This window comes from Chitinophaga sp. Hz27, from assembly GCF_042263525.1.
Lineage (GTDB): Bacteria > Bacteroidota > Bacteroidia > Chitinophagales > Chitinophagaceae > Chitinophaga.
On the sequence record NZ_JBHKFJ010000001.1, the window covers coordinates 254614 to 272424 of the forward strand.

At 38.2% G+C, this 17811-nt stretch carries 13 protein-coding genes; 4 read left to right on the forward strand and 9 right to left on the reverse strand.

Features of this window, described 5'->3' with window-relative positions; genetic code table 11:
* Window positions 1-304 precede the first annotated feature (304 nt).
* Window positions 305-1612: a hypothetical protein gene (locus ACE38W_RS01255; RefSeq protein ID WP_375828404.1), complete on the reverse strand. Its 1308-nt coding sequence runs from the start codon at window positions 1610-1612 to the stop codon at window positions 305-307.
* Between the two features lie 209 nt (window positions 1613-1821).
* Here ACE38W_RS01255 and ACE38W_RS01260 point away from each other — a divergent pair, with 209 nt between their 5' ends.
* Entirely contained in the window at window positions 1822-2955 is a 1134-nt protein-coding gene (locus ACE38W_RS01260; protein ID WP_375828405.1) for a dienelactone hydrolase family protein, read from the forward strand.
* Window positions 2956-3008: 53 nt separating this feature from the next.
* Here ACE38W_RS01260 and ACE38W_RS01265 read toward each other — a convergent pair whose 3' ends face one another.
* The 4 genes from ACE38W_RS01265 to ACE38W_RS01280 form a co-directional block, all read right to left on the reverse strand.
* Window positions 3009-5168, reverse strand: a complete 2160-nt coding sequence (locus tag ACE38W_RS01265) for a glycosyltransferase (RefSeq protein ID WP_375828406.1) — start codon at window positions 5166-5168, stop codon at window positions 3009-3011.
* Between the two features lie 194 nt (window positions 5169-5362).
* A complete protein-coding gene (locus tag ACE38W_RS01270; RefSeq protein ID WP_375828407.1) occupies window positions 5363-5611 on the reverse strand; it encodes a hypothetical protein in 249 nt (82 codons plus the stop codon).
* Window positions 5612-5931: 320 nt separating this feature from the next.
* Complete coding sequence (locus ACE38W_RS01275) at window positions 5932-6198, reverse strand: hypothetical protein (protein WP_375828408.1); 267 nt, start codon at window positions 6196-6198, stop codon at window positions 5932-5934.
* 129 nt (window positions 6199-6327) lie between these two features.
* Window positions 6328-8001, reverse strand: coding sequence for a vitamin K epoxide reductase family protein (locus tag ACE38W_RS01280; RefSeq protein WP_375828409.1), 1674 nt, complete (start codon window positions 7999-8001; stop codon window positions 6328-6330).
* Between the two features lie 306 nt (window positions 8002-8307).
* Here ACE38W_RS01280 and ACE38W_RS01285 point away from each other — a divergent pair, with 306 nt between their 5' ends.
* Complete coding sequence (locus ACE38W_RS01285) at window positions 8308-10494, forward strand: peptidase domain-containing ABC transporter (protein ID WP_375828410.1); 2187 nt, start codon at window positions 8308-8310, stop codon at window positions 10492-10494.
* 76 nt (window positions 10495-10570) lie between these two features.
* A complete protein-coding gene (locus tag ACE38W_RS01290) occupies window positions 10571-11914 on the forward strand; it encodes an HlyD family secretion protein (RefSeq protein ID WP_375828411.1) in 1344 nt (447 codons plus the stop codon).
* Between the two features lie 129 nt (window positions 11915-12043).
* On the opposite strand, the gene ACE38W_RS01295 is transcribed toward ACE38W_RS01290, so the two are convergent.
* The 4 genes from ACE38W_RS01295 to ACE38W_RS01310 all read right to left on the reverse strand — a co-directional run bounded on the left by ACE38W_RS01295 (window position 12044) and on the right by ACE38W_RS01310 (window position 16536).
* Window positions 12044-13450, reverse strand: a complete 1407-nt coding sequence (locus ACE38W_RS01295) for a sulfotransferase (protein WP_375828412.1) — start codon at window positions 13448-13450, stop codon at window positions 12044-12046.
* Window positions 13451-13926: 476 nt separating this feature from the next.
* A complete protein-coding gene (locus ACE38W_RS01300) occupies window positions 13927-14688 on the reverse strand; it encodes an MBL fold metallo-hydrolase (protein WP_375828413.1) in 762 nt (253 codons plus the stop codon).
* A gap of 78 nt (window positions 14689-14766) precedes the next feature.
* The gene (locus tag ACE38W_RS01305; RefSeq protein WP_375828414.1) at window positions 14767-15597 is read right to left on the reverse strand and encodes a helix-turn-helix domain-containing protein; all 831 of its coding nucleotides are present in this window, start codon (window positions 15595-15597) and stop codon (window positions 14767-14769) included.
* A gap of 159 nt (window positions 15598-15756) precedes the next feature.
* Complete coding sequence (locus tag ACE38W_RS01310) at window positions 15757-16536, reverse strand: hypothetical protein (RefSeq protein ID WP_375828415.1); 780 nt, start codon at window positions 16534-16536, stop codon at window positions 15757-15759.
* 250 nt (window positions 16537-16786) lie between these two features.
* Here ACE38W_RS01310 and ACE38W_RS01315 point away from each other — a divergent pair, with 250 nt between their 5' ends.
* Complete coding sequence (locus ACE38W_RS01315) at window positions 16787-17809, forward strand: LLM class flavin-dependent oxidoreductase (protein WP_375828416.1); 1023 nt, start codon at window positions 16787-16789, stop codon at window positions 17807-17809.
* Window positions 17810-17811: the final 2 nt, after the last annotated feature.

The window sequence follows — 17811 nt, forward strand, 5'->3', positions numbered from 1 at the left end:
TGAAAACGACAACCACTAAAAGGATAAGTAATATCGTTTTCATAATAAGATACAATAAAATCTGGGTTTACTTCTTCAACGGCATCAGAAATGATAGTTTTCATTAGCATCTGACCTGTAATTAAAAGAATTGTATACTTACAGCTCGACACTCGCGAAATGTTGAATTTTCCTAGTAGGAAGAATTGTGCGGTATAACTCCTCTTCAGCGGAACTTCTCAAGTAATCAAAAGGAGCTCCTGAAATGAAGATCTCCTTTTGATTACTTGAGTCATATATAGAACATGCGTTGCTAACAGCTAGACTATAAGTCCTGTGTAGCATAACGAATTTTAGCATCGGGGAGCATCAAAACAGGTGGTGTTTTGCCCGCTGTAACCAGTACCTGGTCTATCGGACGAGCATCTGTAGCTGCATCTGCAATAAAAGCCTGTATCAGTCTGATACCAGTTTGCGGCAAGAGATTAAGTGGGATAGGAGTAGGTTTGCGATTCATTTTCAGCATCCAATCAGGTCGTCCATTTACCATTTTGACAGGAGGATGAACTACTTGCAGATCTATGGCGCCAGCCAAAAGCCCAGTTGTAAAGGGCTTACCCTGGTTGAATAATACAACAGATTTATGAGAAGCCTTCGAAGCGGCAATTTTGTATAAGTCCACATCCGGTCGGTTCATAGGGATATACGACAATCCCGCCTGATCAATTGTCAAAGGATCAATGCCAGTTTTTTCTTTTAGGATAGCCGCCATTTTCTGGTATGGCTTTTCTTCGCTTGCAATGGCGTTTTCAGCAACATGATGCTCGCCGGCATAAATAAGGATTTTGCCACCAGGAAATGCTTTTATCCCACGACGAATAATGTTTTCAGCCTGTGCCAGTTCACGGTCTTCATTCGTATATCCACGACCCGCTATTTCGTAAGACACTGGCCGGTATCCGATCGCCAACGATTGTCTCATGAAATCTGCAAATACAGGATCATCAAAATAATAGCCACTGTAGAAGTCTCCTGCGCCTCGAACCATGCCATCAGCCATCAGTTGATCCATTTTGCGATGCTCTTCCTGGTCATCTGCAGAAGCCTTGAGTGCTTCTACAGCGAGGATCGTATACCCAAGTGGCTTTAATGCACGCGCCACTTCGAGGCCGAAAGCACGACCACGTGGGTCCAGGTGGTTTTCATCAAGAATAACGATACTCGTATTACGTGCGCGCTTGATAATTTCGTCGATAGCTGAAATACCTTTTGATGATTGCAAATCGGCAATTTGGTCTTTAGGTACTTGAAAGTCCGCCCCCTTCGCCTTGTTGAAGACTGATATTCCCGTCATGGTGGACATAACCTGGATCCATTGATCAACAACATCCTGATCATCAATTTGATCTGCGCTTTCAACCCCTAATCTTTTGAGAAGGCCAAAGGATGCATCCAGGTACTGCCCATGAGTTGCGTCGCTGATTGATTGCTTGTAAGCCGCTAATAAGGTATCGTTGTCTATTTTCTTTACAGGTAATGCCGCTACTGTGGCCTGTGCGGAGACAGGAGTGCTAAAGAGTTGCGCAATAGTGATGGTGAATACGCTAAATGAAATGAATATGGCATTTTTCATTTTGAATCGGGATTACGTTTATAGTACAATGATAGTCAAAACAATTTATTAATATCCAGGTTACCGCTTTTTCATAATAATGGTAAGTTTTCCTACCCCATTTCCTGCTCCCACATAAGATAGATAGGTATTAACTCTCTACCTATCACTAGCAAGAATTACTTGGAAGAATTAAAAACGAATGGTATTTTATTTAGAAAATTCTTTCAATGAAATTTCTGGTAATACCATTGCTATTGTTTTGTAATCTCGGATTTTCACAATCTTTTGAACAGCTGAGAGCAAGTGCCGCCAGCAATTTAAATAGAAAAGATTACTGTGCCGCACTCACCGACTTCAAAGCAGCATTCGCCATAAAGGTCGCTCCTGGGCCGTACGACTACATAGGCGGCGTTAGTGCTGCCGCCAATTGCAATGCTAAACCGCTTGCGCTGCAATGGCTGCAAAAAAGCTTTGAAGCTGGTTTGGGAAAAAGCGAGGAAGAAATTACCTACCTGGAAACCAACGAGTCATTTAGATCTATTGCTGATACTGAAGCGTTTAAATCCATTTTGAAGAGAATGAAGGAACGGCTGGCAGAAAAGGAAGCAGATAAAAAAGCAGCTGTTGACGCCTGGAATAAAGCTATTACAGCGCATCAGCTGCCACCACAACAACCTTACCAGCATGCCCCGCAGGGATATGCCTTGTATTTTACACAGGTAGATGATCAACAGGTGCCATTTGTGGTATATGTACCTAACAGTTATGATCCTGTCAAGCCTTCCACCACAATAGTCTTCCTGCATGGAGGCGTGAATAGTGTGCAAGATTATTACTATAAAAATCCAGATGTCGCAACAGAGCCAATATTTTCTATTGGCGAAGCGTTCAATGCCATTATCATTTATCCTTTCGCAAAAAAAGATTTTGGCTGGATGAACCAGAAAAAAGCATTTGAAAATATCTTTACCATCTTAAAAGAAACAGAAGGAATATATAACGTAGATACGTCCAGGATATATCTTGGTGGAATGTCGAATGGTGGTACTGCCACCTTCTGGTTTGCCTCTCAAAAAGATACACCTTTTAAAGCCTTTTATGCCTTTGGCGCAAACCCGGTGTTGAAAATAGAGGAGATCGATTTCGCTAATATTAGCAACAGTCACCCACTTTATACCATCCATTCTAAAGACGATGAAGTATTCAAATACGACGAGGTTATAAGCATTTATAATGCAAATAAAAAGAAGGCGGTTGGATGGAAGTTCGAAACAATAGAGAAAGGCTCACATGGGTTTATATATGACCCCGAAAATGGTCCTGCAATATTGTATCGTTTCTTTAAGGAGCTATTAAAATAGTGGAAGTATAAGCTTAAATTTTGCTGGGCTAATGAAAATTTATGAAATGGCGCTTAAAAGATCCTTTTAAAAGGAGGCTTGTTGAGTATATCTATTTCCTGTGCCGATTGCATAGCCATGTTTATGTGAGCGTCATTTTTTTCATGCAGGCGATATCCATAAACTGGATTACTATTAAAATAGATATTTTCAAATCCGGCTATTTCTAGTAAGGGTGTCATCAGGGCGACATCATAAGACATGTTATAGAATTGGCCGGAATCATTTTTATAGGAATTTGCTTCCGGATCCTGTCGCTGGAATTCCTTGAATAGTTTATACCTAAAAGCTTTTAAATGAGAAGCCCTAAATCGCAATGAGCGCAGTTTTGCGAATTCTTCTTTTGTATAAAATTGGCAATGACCTATTTTTTGAGTAGTAGAATAGTACTGTCCAAATGAAATCAGACAATTATGGACAGCGTAAATTTCGTTTATTATATTAAAAACTTGATCGTGAAGTAGGAAATCATCACCATCCAGTATCATGATAATATCTTCATCCTGGAACTGAGACTGAGTCAAGCATTGATAAATATTTCCAAGGGCATAAGTGCGCTCTTGTAAGGATTGTTTGAATATTCCAGGAACATTCTCTGGAATTAGGGACATAGTATCGTCATCGGAACAGTCATCTAAAAAGGAAAGGGTGAAATTACAATACTTCTGTTTTAATAATGAGTCAACGCATTCCGTAATGTAATCTTTCACATTATGATAAGGGATGAGTACGCGGATTTTGCTTTCAGTGATTTTATTAGTAGGATGAATGATTGATTTAAAAAATGTATTCTCGAAAAAACTAACTTCAGGAACTGGAGAAATTGGGGTAATGAGGCTACCTGTTTTTTGTGTAAGTTTCATTAACTGATTAGCTGCGTGCTTACCTTTTGAATAGGTGAGGTAAACAAGCTGATTGATTTCCAGAATGGTGAGGGGATATAGCAATGGTACTGATCCTTGATCGTTGATCGTAGTCCATTTTTTTTGTAAAGAAATAAAGGGGTAGATCACCATTTTGTTACTTGATATTTCAGATAAAACTGCATCGGCTGTTAGCGTGCCATAGAATGGTTCTGCTAGAATCTTCTCGAAAATACTGCTGTATAAAACGAGGAATTGGCTGCCAAAGAATGAGTTTATCCAAAAACGGTTGGCGGTGAGGGGAACGCATCTCCCAAAGCCATCAACGCCTCCTGCAAGTATTTCGGCACCCTGTTGGTGTGCTGCGATTATTTGATCGAGGAAAACTTGTTTTGAGTAATGAGGGGAGAACAGATGATCTTCCTGACAAAGAATAATAACATCATCCTCGTTGTCTATGGCTATTTCAATAATATTACAAATATCTTTCCAGTGGCTGATATTTTTTCTCTCATGCGGGATAGTTGGAATGATTTTAACATCAAATTCGCTCCTGCCCTCAAATTGTTTTTCGATAGCCGCATGCTTCCCGTTATTTTGTGAGGCACAGATAACATAGGTTGGGATAGTAATATTGTCAATGTTTTCCTGGTCAAGTGTTTCGAAGTAAATGGCCTTCTTTTCATAAAATATCCCTACTTCATTTAGTATACTGAAGTTGGTCATTGTGTTGTTAAATATGGTATCTATGCGTCCTTTTTCATTATTTTTAGTTGTTACATCAGAGTAGCCAAAATCTCGCTGGGTTGAAATAAAAGGAAAAGTAGTAAAATGACTTGCAGTGAGTGCGCAAATTTTAAAATCAGCATTATCTGTTTCGTCAAATTCGGCATCTATTATTGTTTGGTAGAATTTCTTGAAAATGACCATAAATTGGGTGCCTGAAAAAAGCTGAACCCAAAACAGCTTATCATTCACTTGTACAGCATTTTCAAACCAGCTAATTCCTCCCAATAAAATGTCGGCATCTAACCGCTGTGCCTCTTCAATGGCATCATTTAGCGCTTGATGTGTATAGTCAACGGTAAACTGATGATCATCTTCGCAGATAATTACAAAATTGTCCATTACTGAGGTTAAATCCTTCAATATATGTCTGATAGTATACCAAAGACTAACGGCTCCTACTTCATGTGGACAAGGAGCAATTATGTTAATCTCAAATTCATTACGGTCTGCGAATTCCTTCAGAATATGTTCCTTTCGATCAGTGCGGGAAGGTAGGTTGATAATATAAGTAGGGATAGACATTCTTGTAATCAGTTTTTAGGTATAGTCAGTAGGTTACTATTATTAGCGCTTTAAATTTCCACATCAAATTAAGGCCGTTGGACTGAAATGTTTTATTAAAGAAGACTTTAGAACCTGGATACATAATGGAGCTATACCAAATATATCTAGTCTAAAGTCTTTTATTTAGCGGTTAAAATACGATCCTGAAATAGTTATTTGGGCATTGCACAAGAATCTACACTTGGATTGGGGATTGTACAATAACATTTACGGAGACCATCAGACTCTATTCTGCTTACACAAGCTGCACCGTTTTGTCCCTCATTGCATGAACCTTCACAGGTTGCACCATCATGACTGCCATCTCCAGGATCCCAACCTCCTATTACTTGTTTTAATTTTTCTCTTGATAACACTTCTGTTGCGCCTAACTCGAGCATTCTTAATCGTAATTTTTTCATTGATTTAAGGTTATTGGTTTTAATATTTGTGTACTACCGATAGTTGGAAATTATTGAATCTACGGTCTTTAATATAAAAGAAATGTGGCTTATTTATTGCGTTTCGAGGTACCACTTTGTTAGTTTAGTGCTTCAACGCTTGGATTTTTAACTTGGATTCGACCAAGGTGCTCTAACCAAAATTATGTATTTGCATTCCGATGTTCCGAATTTATTCTATCAAAGAAGACTTTAGAGAAAAGTTGTCTTATGGGGATTTTCCATAGATGTCCAGCCCCTAAAGTCTTCTTGTTAACTCTTAAAGAGCTGTGATGAAATTATTATTTCCAACCGCAGGTGTTCCAGCTTGCTCCTGAAAATGAGCACTGACAGGAAGAGCTTCCAAGTATTACTTTAGTCTCGCAACTTGCAGAGGCATGATTTCCATCGCCGCAGCCGCCAGAGCATGTTTTGCCACTGCCACCACTGCCACCACCACTTCCATCACCGCCACTTCCATCAGCGCCACCCATTACTTGTTTCAATTGTTCTCTTGATAATACTTCTGTTGCTCCCAGGTCGAGCATTTTTAGGCGTAATTTTTTCATTTAATTTAGTTTTTTTGGTTGTAAATAGAGTTTTTACCACTTTGGCAGGTAGGCCTTATTTTACAAGCCGTCTCCGGTTGTAAAATAACTTTGATGGGTTGTACTTCTTTTTAGGGTCCTCCTTTTATTTTAGGTACTTAGGAAATATTTTAAGTCGCTTACGCTGTAAGAATCTGGTAATTGATAGTAACCAGTTTCGCCATGGCCACCAGAAGAGGGTAGGGAAATGAAAAAGGTAGGAGTGAATGTAATTTCTGCTTTATCACACCATCCACGCATAGCTTTTACTTTACTTCGTTGTGAATGTAGATCATTGCTCATAGGATATTTGTTGGCAAATACCTCGTAGTCCTTAGCGGGGGACAGGTACCAGTCATCCAGTGCTTGTTTGGTATATACCTCATCTCCTTTTTCAGAAATGGCTAACAGATGTTTGGCTGGATTGGCGGTGATGTCAATATCGTTGTCATAGGCAGTAAAAATGATTTGAATTTGTAGGTCGTCATTATTGTGTAGCAAAGCTTCCATGGGGGTATGTGCATCTGCACAGGGGCCACAGTATGGGTTGCATGCTTTTATTATTTTATGGGTTGCGTTGGGATTTCCCAGTAATATACCCAGTCCTTGCGGGTTCTCGGTTAATTTTTTCTGTTTAGTGAGTAATGCTTCGAATACCCTTGGGTTATGTTTTAAACGCTGTAGTTGGTTGATGGTTCGCTTATTTCCTTTTGCTGCGCGATATGCTGGCACCAGTAAACTCACCATCATAAAAGGGATGAGGTAGGAGATAACAAAAGGAAATAACAAGCGTAGTGTAAAAAGGTCTTCGACAGGAGTATGCCATCCCGCTATTAGTGCTGTTATCAACTGTAACAGGAGTATGCCCTGTACAGAGAGACATAGTACACACCATTGTTTGGCAATGCGCCACTGGTAGTACAATGAATAGATAATATATGGAGTGGCCAATGTATTTACCCAGGCAAGAGCCGATAATATAGTCGGATTCGTTATACCTGAGAATAATAATAATAGTAGTCCACCCATAAAATAAGTGAAGCCAATCACACTCCAGCTGATGCCGGCTATTTTTGAGGCTTCAGAATTAAGAATGGCCCCACAGTTGACCTTTTTTCCGGCACTGCATATTTTTTTTAATACAGGATTATACTGATCAACTTCATACCAAAGTAATAATACACCGACTATACATCCGCTAAGGGTAAGCAGAGAGAAGAGGAACGGTAACAAGGCATTCATGCCATGGTGGAGAAAGGAAAGAGCCCCGATCAACATAACAATAGCTGGTAGACAGAAAGCTAATAGGTATTGCGTTATTTGTTGCCGTTTTTCTTCTCTGACTTTTTGAGCATATTCTTTTTCTCCAGCTCCTTCTGCAGGTTCAGCAAGCAATGAAATACCGGCATATATGAGGAAGAAATCATCAAATGATGATATACGCCATTTTTGTTTTTCAGGATCAAAGTAGTGTATTTTATTATTTTTTATTGCTGTCACTACGGTGAAAAATGCAGTCGCAGGATCCTTACCTTTTATTTGTGTAATAAATGGAGTTGGAATATGTATAAACTTATCAGGACTAAATTTTCCAGTAAGGTTATCAAGATGGTAATTGTTAAGCACGTCACTAATGCTAACAAGGCTTGGGTAATCTGGATGTTCCTCAATTTCTTTTCTTAGTGTAGAGGCTGAAATTTTTACTCCCAGAGCATCCACTAGTATTTTGGCTGTTTCCGGACCATTGCTTTTAGGTTCGGGAAAGTTCTTGAAAAATCTAAGCATAGCGTATTGTCAAATATTGATGGAAATAACTATAGGGATAGGTACTATAATTACTAGGTGTTCTTGAAGGTTGATAATTTCTCTAATGCTATTTAAAAGTTCACATGTTCACAATGTCGGGTTCAATAGTAATATGCACCATCATTTCATAATGATTGCACATTCACGGAAGATATAAAATTGGATTTAGTTTTCATAATTTTCTTTCTTCAAGATGAATATATACTGTATATTGTTATCGATAAGAATAATATTCATTTATGAGATCCCGCCTGATAATTTTATGGTGTCAAATAACAGTGAGCAATGGCTTTCCCTTTTTATAAACAATTGAACGCGATGGATTGTGGCCCCACCTGTTTACGAATGGTAGCCAGATTTTATGGGAAACATTACAATGCAAATACACTCCGGCAAAAAGCTGGATTTAGCAAAAGGGGAGTGGCGTTATTAGGTATAAGTGAAACAGCAGAGAAGATTGGGTTCCGCACAAGAGGGGTACAGATAAATTATCAGAAGTTGTTAACAGTGCCACTTCCTGCATTACTGCATTGGGATAATAATCATTTTGTTGTGTTGGTATCTGCCAAGAAGAAAAAAGTAACGATTGCGGACCCGGCGAGAGGTATTATAAATTATAAAAAGGAAGAGTTTCTGCAGTATTGGCTATCAAATAGCAAGGATGGTATTGGAGCTGTAGGAACTGCGTTATTAATGGAGCCTACTCCAGCATTTTTTGAAGCAGAAGGTGAACAGGAACATACACTAACCTGGGGGCTCATTACGCAGTACCTACGGCAAAGTAAATGGCAATTATCACAAGTGGGCGTTTCTCTGCTGATGGGAATGGGCCTACAGCTGATTATTCCATTCCTTACACAAAGCATGGTAGATACAGGTATCAATACACGAAATCTACAGTATATTACGATTGTATTGATAGCACAGTTGATGCTTACATTCAGTAATACGATTATTTCGTTTATACGAAGCCGTTTGCAATTGCGTATTTCTAATACCATCAATATATCGATTCTCTCTGATTTTTGGATTAAACTTACCAGGCTTCCACTCGCTTACTTCGATCGCCATCAAACAGGTGATATCATGCAGCGGATAGGAGATAACCGGCAAATACAAAGCTTTCTTACAGGGCAGGCATTGTCCACCATCTTTTCCTTGGTCAATTTTTTTATCTATGCAATTATTTTAGTACTCTATAGCCTACCGTTATTTTTAGTTTTTACTATTGGTAACCTGTTGTATTTTGGTTGGATTCGTTTATTTCTACCTATCCGGCGAAAACTTAATTATGAAAGTTTTCGTGTATCTGCTAAGGAAAACAACGCCACCCTACAGCTGGTACAGGGTATGCAAGAAATAAGATTAAATAACGCAGCGCAAATTAAACGCTGGGAATGGGAGAACGTTCAAGCAAAATTGTTCGAACTGGGATTTAAAGGGATGAACTATATGCAGTGGCAGTCCGCTGGTGCACTGCTCATTAGCCAGGCTAAGGACATTACCATCAGCTTTATGGTGGCGAGATTGGTTGTACAGGGAGATTTGACATTTGGCGCTATGCTGGCAATACAATATATTATCGGACAATTAAATGGACCTGTATTGGAACTTATTAGTTTGGTGCAGAGCATGCAAGATGCAAAAATAAGTATGGAAAGATTGAACGAGGTCCATGAAATGGAAGATGAAGAACCGCTGAATAAAGTATTTATAACACACCTTCCCGAAAACAAAAGCATTTCAATTAATAAATTATCATTTAACTATCCTGGTGCAGGTAACGATCCTGTATTAAAAGATATCAATCTAAGTATCCCTGAAGGGAAGGTAACCGCTATTGTGGGAGTAAGTGGCAGTGGAAAAACCACGTTGTTAAAACTGTTGTTGAAAATATATGAACAGTACGACGGAGAAATAAAAATATCTGACACCAACTTTAAATACATCAGCGCATCATTTTGGCGTGGGCAATGTGGTGCGGTATTACAGGATGGTTATATTTTTAATGATACCATCGCACGTAACATTGCCGTTGCAGATGAATATATAGATCTGGATAGGTTGATACATAGCTGTAAAGTGGCAAATATCCTGACTTTCATTGAATCACTGCCCAATGGCTTTAACACCCCATTGGGAGCAGAAGGTGTTGGAGTTAGCCAGGGACAGCGGCAACGTTTGCTTATTGCCCGCGCTGTATATAAAGATCCTCAGTACCTATTTTTTGATGAAGCTACCAATTCACTGGACGCCAACAATGAAAAAACTATTGTACAAAACCTGCAGCAATTCTTCAAAGGACGAACTGTCCTGGTGGTGGCACATCGTTTAAGTACTGTGAGAGACGCCGATAAAATTATAGTGTTGCACCAGGGAAAAATTGCAGAAGAAGGAACGCATAATTATTTAGTTTCTGTCAAGGGCCGTTATTATGAACTAGTAAAGAACCAGCTGGAACTAGGTAACTAGGTTAATTGTATTACTGTTTATCATTTAATGAGACCTATCAGTATATATTTTTTATTAATGCATTATTTATGCATCTATGGACCAACAAAAAATAGCCGATAGTGCTTATGAAGAAGCACTTCCCGTTCTGAAATTATTACAGAACAACGGAGAACGTTCCGAAATGACCCAGGAAATTATATCGCGAAAGCCTGGATTTGTCGAAAAATGGGCACTTTTGATTTTTATGGGTATCTTATTAGCTCTTTTTGGGGCTACCTGGTTTATTCGGTATCCGGATATCGTAGAAACGCGCGCTACACTTACAGCCGCCAACGCGCCAAAAGAAATCATTGCCAGACAGGAAGGCCGGCTTGTAAAACTATTTCTTCATAATAATGAAAAGGTAAAGAAAGGAGAAGTATTTGGTTGGATTGAATGTACTGGAAGCCATAAGGAATTATTAGCGTTATCAGAACGGGTAGACAGTAGTGTTGCACTTCTAAATACAGCACAGGGTACTACTGTTTCAGCATTGTTTAATAAACAATTTAACAATCTCGGAGAGATACAGCAAGGATATCAGGCTTTTATTACCTCACTCCAGCTATACAATGACTATATTGTAAATGGTTTCTTCGCCAGAAGAAAAGAAAAGCTGCAAATCGATATACAGTCTCTGGAAAGAACCAACCTGATTTTGCATAAACAAATACAATTGGCTGAGCAAGATGTCAAACTCGCAGAAGAAACCTATAAAATGAATTTGCAGTTGTCAGAAGAGAAAGTATTATCCAGCGAAGAGTTTCGACAAGAGAAAAGTAAATTTGTAAACAAACAAATGGCTATTCCGCAAATGGAGACATCCCTTATAGCCAATGAAACGCAAATAAGGAATAAAGCTGAAGAGATAAGTCAGCTAGACCATGATATGCAACAGCAGCAGGTGGTTTTTCAACAGGCAATGCTATCCCTGAAAAGTTCAATCGATGAGTGGAAAAAAAAGTATGTGTTACAATCACCGGTTGATGGGAAAATCGTATTTGTTGTGCCAATACAGGAAAATCAGTTTATGCAACCTGGTAAGATAATCGGCTACATCAATCCAGAGGATAGCCATTTTTATGCAGAAGCTTACCTGCCGCAGAGCAATTTTGGGAAAGTGGATACCGGTTTAAAAGTACAACTACGCTTTGATGCTTACCCTTATCAAGAACTAGGCTTTGTGGAAGGGACAATTAATTATATATCGAATGTTGGCGCTGATAGCGGATTTTTAGCGACGATCAGGCTGGATAATGGATTAATGACTAATAACCGTAACCCTATTCCATATCGTAGTGGACTAAAAGCACAGGGTATTGTAATCACCAGAAATATGAGGCTTTTGCAAAGAATAGGACATAGCATCAATAGATTGGCTTCAGTTGGTAATAAGTGACATCAATTTAAGAATTACTCAATTATACTGTTTATATAGACCTCAAAACACCTCCTATTGAACGCTAAGGTTTTACCGTTATTTTGTTGGCCAAGGTTAAAATAATTGACCAATTAATATGCTCTATAACTAACATAACATGCTCTCATATCCAAAATGTGTCATGATTCTACGCACTTTATCTGAATTACTTATCAATTCGCGAAGTGCAATATCATCTCTTTTGCGCACTAAATCCTGGACTTTAAGTTGCTTTATTACCTCGCCACCGTCATCTTTTCCCCACTCCCAGGTATAATCCACTGGCCTGCTATATGTATTAACTCCTGTGCAGTCAGAACATCCCAGAAATGAGAAAATAGCGGCAGTCCTATTTATTGGGTCACTAACCAGATCTTCATACCTGATAACAAATACATCAGATGCATTTAAATCAATCTTCGCCATTATATTCTCATATATCCTTATCCAATAACCAAGTAAAGTATACTCATTCAAGATATTCAGCTTTCCACCATCCACCAAATTGTTCATTTCTTTTAAGGAAGTTATCGTGTCATATGGATTTCGGATGAGAATGATTTTCTTAGAATCAACATCAGGCATAATGGGATAAAAATATTCATTATAATAAGCGGGAGACTTTACGACCTTAATGATCTTATCAGATTTAATTTCCATCCACCTTGAAAGATGGACTTCTTGAATATCTGAAATTTCATCCCGGGTAGCTAATAGTGCTTTCAGTAATGTTGATCCGCTCCGCATGGTAGAGATAATAAATGTCAATCCATGATGTGTTGGCGTGTTTTCAATAGGCGCATCGGAACTTACAGAACGGACATCTGTCGTGTTTGCTTCAGCTGAAGTATTTATATTATAATTGAAACGGTTTGAAATGCTATGAATGTTGTACAATCTGTCATCGCTGCTCAGAAAATCTTCACCAACAAGTTCTTTTTGAATATGAGCCTCGTTCGATCCATCTGGATGACTGGAATATTTCAGTGCTGAAATAAAAGGGTGGATGACCATTTTTGAATCCGAAATAGCTGATAAGATACCATCAATTGTATCAATTTCCGTGAATTGAACCTCCAATATTTTCAAGAATATTTTTCTATATATCACAATAAATTGAGCACCCTTAAGGTAGTCGACCCAATATCTATTTGTTGCAACTGGTACAGCATATCCAAATCCAGTAACTCCACCTGATAAAATATCGGCACCCTGCAGGAATGCTTCGATGACATTATTTATGAAATATTCTCTGTTGTAATTTTGTGTAAACTTATGGCTGTCGTCACAAATTATTATCACATCATCCTCTGCATCCACTGCTGTTTTTACTATTTTTACTATACTATTCCATAAATTCATGACACTTATTCTCTCAACTCCCCCTTTAATTAGATTTACCTCAAATTCCTTCTTGTCAAGAAATTGATTTTTAATACATATTAATTCTTCTTCTCTTTCCTTTGAATGAATTATATACGTTGGAATAAAAACTTCATTTATATCAATACTCATTTGAATCAACTAATTTATTTTCTTTAAAATTATCAAGCATGCCTGTTTCAAGCAAGTTGGCAGATGACATTAAGGTACATTCAATTGTTGAAATATTTTAATCTACATAAACCAGAATAAATTACCGCTCTTATTAGTGTTGGTTTATAATTCGGTTTGCATTAAGATAGTGAATATCATCTTTTGAAAACTAAAAAAACTTATTTAAACCTGGATGTAAATGAACATTGCTGATGTGCCTTGGATTAGTTTTTTTCCAATCTTTGATTTTCCAATTCTCTTTGTAAGTTTATACTTCTTCATTATAAATGATAGCATGGACTTTTCTCATTTTATTACTACTATAAATAATAGTAATAATAAAATTGCTTTTATTTAAATGAAATTTCTTAAAGGTATTTAAGGGTTAAACTAACCACTGGAAAAAATTTTCATTATGCCTTACAACATATTTATCATACCATCTCTGAACAGCGTTAATCGTTGTGTATCCTGAATTCTTCTATATCATGATAGCAAAACACCGTAATTTCTGGGTGATCATTTACAAAATCACGGATTTTCTGCAATGTAATTAACCGTTGGGCATCATTGTCAGCATTATTTTTAGCTAATAAATTTATAGGATGCTGGTCATTTGATAGTTCGATCCTTAGATAATAAGCATCTCCAACGTAAAAAATCCAATTACCATCAGTTTGTATCGCAACACCACAATGCCCGTTACTATGGCCGAATAAAGGAATCAGGAAAATATCCAGCTCTTCATCGATATCAATTTTTCTTGCTTCAAATCCGAACCAGTTATTTGCTGAGGGCCCATAAGTAAGGATTTTAGGATGATGTTGTAATGGAGTTTTCAAATATCTTGGTTTGTCCAATTTAAAATTCTCATATTCTTCTATTCCCACATGAACGAGCGCATCAGGAAAATCTGCCAGTCCGCCAATATGATCATTGTCTAAGTGTGAAATGATGCAATCAGTTATAGCGGTGGGTTTTAAGCCCAGTTTTTCAATTTGCCTTATTGCTGTCTGTTCTTCATGAAAATGGTAGCCAACCATATCAATAAAGGCTTGCCCTATTCTTGCTACAGGCTGCTGTGTGTCTAAGAGGCCGATGCCTGTGTCAATGAGCACAAGTCTTTGATCTGTTTCCAGTAATAAACAATGTCCTATGCCGCCGCTGCCCATTGGGGATTGAATGTCGACGCAATTCAGGTGATGTATTTTTGTCATGGCAATAACAATTAAATAATTATTGCTAAATAAAGAAAGGGCGTCTTAATAAAATAGAACGGTGGCGACAATTTGTATTTAATTGCTTATGATGCGCATCGTCTCAAATGTTTGTGGATGGAAACTTTGTATGGATTGAATTTTAGATAAAAACTCTTTTGGGGTACAATTTGAAAACAGCTTGAATTCTCTTACAAAATGCGATTGATCTGCATAATTAAGTGAAAAGCCAATGTCACTCAATTTGCTGTATTGTTTTGTTTTTAATAAATGCAGTGATTTTTGAAATTTTATAATGCGCATATAGGATTCTGGAGATACACCCAGATGTTCCTTGAATTTCCGCTGGTATTGTCGCCGGGAAATATGAAAGCGTGTGGAAAGATCATGGGAGTTTGCGCCTTTAGTATCTTCAAATATCAATTTGATACTATGGTCAATTATCTTATCCTGCTTGGATTTCAGCAGCTTCTTACAAAGTTGTAGATGAAACAACTGAGCTATTTGTTGTGGAGAAGGTGCATGTAATAACTGATCAATGAATTCTTTTGAAAAAAGATGTTCACTTTCTACAATGCTATTGGTAATGGCGGAGGCGTTAATGGCAAACAGTTTTTTAAGGGCTGTTGGCTGAAGATCTACACCAAAAATAAATGGATTGCCCTGGAATGAATTTACGCAAGGGCTGTTATCTTTTTGTCCATACACGAATGAAATGGGAAATTGATAGCCATCAGTATTTACAAGAGAGGATTCCCCGTTACAATGTTGAAAAACGATGCCGGGTGCGCCGTCTGCTAAAATTTTGTAGGACTTGTTTTGGTGTTCGGTATGTTGAATATTGGCATACCAGCACTTTTTTACTACTGTTTTGAGGTAGTGTGGTGGCTCAATTGTAACAATATTCATGTTGACATATTTTAACCTGGTTACGCCATCAAATATAATAAACCTTGCCTCTCTTAAAGGTACGTTTATTTAATTAAGCAGCAGGGATAAGCTAACAATATATTTGATAAGCTGGGATAAGTTGTTTTAATAAATATGTCTCTATTTTAAGTGCTATGGTTATTTACTTTTTCTGATGCCAATATATTCAAAGACGTTATCTACCAGGTGGTATACCAGGTTACTATGTGTCACCTGGCCATTTTTATCGACCAATGGAATGTATATTTCTTGTGCAGTCTCGTTATATGTGATGAGTTCCAGTGGCCGTTCGGGTCTGTCTACCACACTAAAGAAATCGAATGGCACATCAATCCTGTTAAGCATTTGTGTTCTTGTTTTAAAAAGCTTGACGGTGTCATCAAGTTTTCCAGCAGTTAGTGTAAATGCTTGAATGGATTGAGAAACATCTTTTGTGGAGTATATCCCATTAAATATTGCGAGGTAGAAGGTTTTATCTTTTATAATAACAGCATAGATTTTTGAACAAAACATCCCTGGATCACTTTTTTTATGAGCAGGTGTTTGGGTAAAAACATTTCCTTCGGTTTTGTACTGATAGATGTTATTGAAAAAGTGCATGGTGCCGCCTGTCCAGGTATCCCAGCTATAAATCCTGAAGTTGCCATCAGTAGAAGTATTGATATAACAATGGCTGCTATCCTGTAATCGCTTGAAGTTGTAGTTAATGGTGGCAGGGTTATCTTTTAATAACTTCTTAAAAGCTTTTCCAAATTTATCAGCATATTGGTAAGCTGAGTCTTGTTGTTCAAGAATTTTACCATACAATTTTGCTACTTCCAGTTCTGATTTTTTTATGTCGGCTTGGGCAAAGCTATTGAATGCAATGCTGATTAGCAGTGCGGTTATGAAGTTGATTCTATGTAGACTGCGTTGCATGTAAAGTGCTTTTAAATGGGCATATGTAGCGCCTTTATAACCTAAAGGTCAGTAAAAATAGGCTGTTAATAAGTATTATTTGTAAACATACATGGAAGAAATGTGTTTTTTATTTGTAGTAGTGGCTGTTTGATTAAGTGGGAGAGTAGATGTTTAAGATTTGTCAAAATTAAGGAATAACATAGCAGATATTGCTTTTGCAATTAAATAATGGATAATATTGAGTCTGGTTTTTAGTAAAAATAGATTTATGAAGAAAATTGGATTTTTATCGTTCGGGCATTGGTCGAATCATCCGGCCTATAGTACCCGTACGGCAAGCGACACCTTACTTCAGTCTATTGATTTAGCCGTTGCTGCCGAAGAAATTGGTATTGATGGCGCCTATTTTCGTGTGCATCATTTTGCAGCACAATTGGGATCTCCATTTCCTTTGCTTGCCGCTATTGGTGCAAAAACAAGCAAAATTGAGATTGGAACGGGCGTTATTGATATGCGGTATGAGAATCCTTTGTATATGGTAGAAGATGCCGGAGCAGCGGATTTAATTTCGGAAGGACGGTTGCAATTAGGCATCAGTAGAGGTTCGCCGGAACAGGTAATTGACGGATGGCGTTATTTTGGCTACGAGCCAGCAGCGGGTGAAACGGATGCAGATATGGGACGTCGAAAGGCGTTGGAGTTTCTGGATAAATTAAAAGGAGTAGGGTTTGCGGAGCCGAATCCCAATCCTATGTTCCCGAATCCTCCGGGTTTACTGCGTTTGGAGCCTTATGCTGAGGGCTTGCGTGAACGTATCTGGTGGGGCGCTGCTTCTAACGCAACGGCTGTCTGGGCCGCCGAAAATGGCATGTATCTGCAAAGTTCTACCTTGAAGATGGACGAGAGTGGCAAGCCATTTCATGTGCAACAGGCCGAGCAGATCAGGTTGTATAAAGATGCCTGGCAAAAAGCAGGGCATAAACGTGCACCGAGAGTGTCGGTAAGCCGATCTATTTTTCCATTGATAAATGATCGGGATCGTCAATACTTTGGCAGAGATACAAAGAGTAAGGATCAAATCGGAATGATAGAACCTAACAAGCGCGCTATCTTCGGAAGAAACTATGCGGCGGAACCTGATCAGCTGATAAAGGAGTTAGCAGAAGATGAGGCCATCAAAGAAGCAGATACACTGTTGTTGACAATACCTAACACATTAGGTGTCGATTACAATGTGCATGTATTGTCTTCTATTTTGGAGCACGTAGCTCCTGGATTAGGTTGGCGTTAGAT

Coding starts and splice junctions, on each gene's coding strand:
- ACE38W_RS01255 (WP_375828404.1), bottom strand. CDS start 1,612: ATGAAAAATGCCATATTCATTTCATTTAGCGTATTCACCATCACTATT.
- ACE38W_RS01260 (WP_375828405.1), top strand. CDS start 1,822: ATGAAATTTCTGGTAATACCATTGCTATTGTTTTGTAATCTCGGATTT.
- ACE38W_RS01265 (WP_375828406.1), bottom strand. CDS start 5,168: ATGTCTATCCCTACTTATATTATCAACCTACCTTCCCGCACTGATCGA.
- ACE38W_RS01270 (WP_375828407.1), bottom strand. CDS start 5,611: ATGAAAAAATTACGATTAAGAATGCTCGAGTTAGGCGCAACAGAAGTG.
- ACE38W_RS01275 (WP_375828408.1), bottom strand. CDS start 6,198: ATGAAAAAATTACGCCTAAAAATGCTCGACCTGGGAGCAACAGAAGTA.
- ACE38W_RS01280 (WP_375828409.1), bottom strand. CDS start 8,001: ATGCTTAGATTTTTCAAGAACTTTCCCGAACCTAAAAGCAATGGTCCG.
- ACE38W_RS01285 (WP_375828410.1), top strand. CDS start 8,308: ATGGCTTTCCCTTTTTATAAACAATTGAACGCGATGGATTGTGGCCCC.
- ACE38W_RS01290 (WP_375828411.1), top strand. CDS start 10,571: ATGGACCAACAAAAAATAGCCGATAGTGCTTATGAAGAAGCACTTCCC.
- ACE38W_RS01295 (WP_375828412.1), bottom strand. CDS start 13,450: ATGAGTATTGATATAAATGAAGTTTTTATTCCAACGTATATAATTCAT.
- ACE38W_RS01300 (WP_375828413.1), bottom strand. CDS start 14,688: ATGACAAAAATACATCACCTGAATTGCGTCGACATTCAATCCCCAATG.
- ACE38W_RS01305 (WP_375828414.1), bottom strand. CDS start 15,597: ATGAATATTGTTACAATTGAGCCACCACACTACCTCAAAACAGTAGTA.
- ACE38W_RS01310 (WP_375828415.1), bottom strand. CDS start 16,536: ATGCAACGCAGTCTACATAGAATCAACTTCATAACCGCACTGCTAATC.
- ACE38W_RS01315 (WP_375828416.1), top strand. CDS start 16,787: ATGAAGAAAATTGGATTTTTATCGTTCGGGCATTGGTCGAATCATCCG.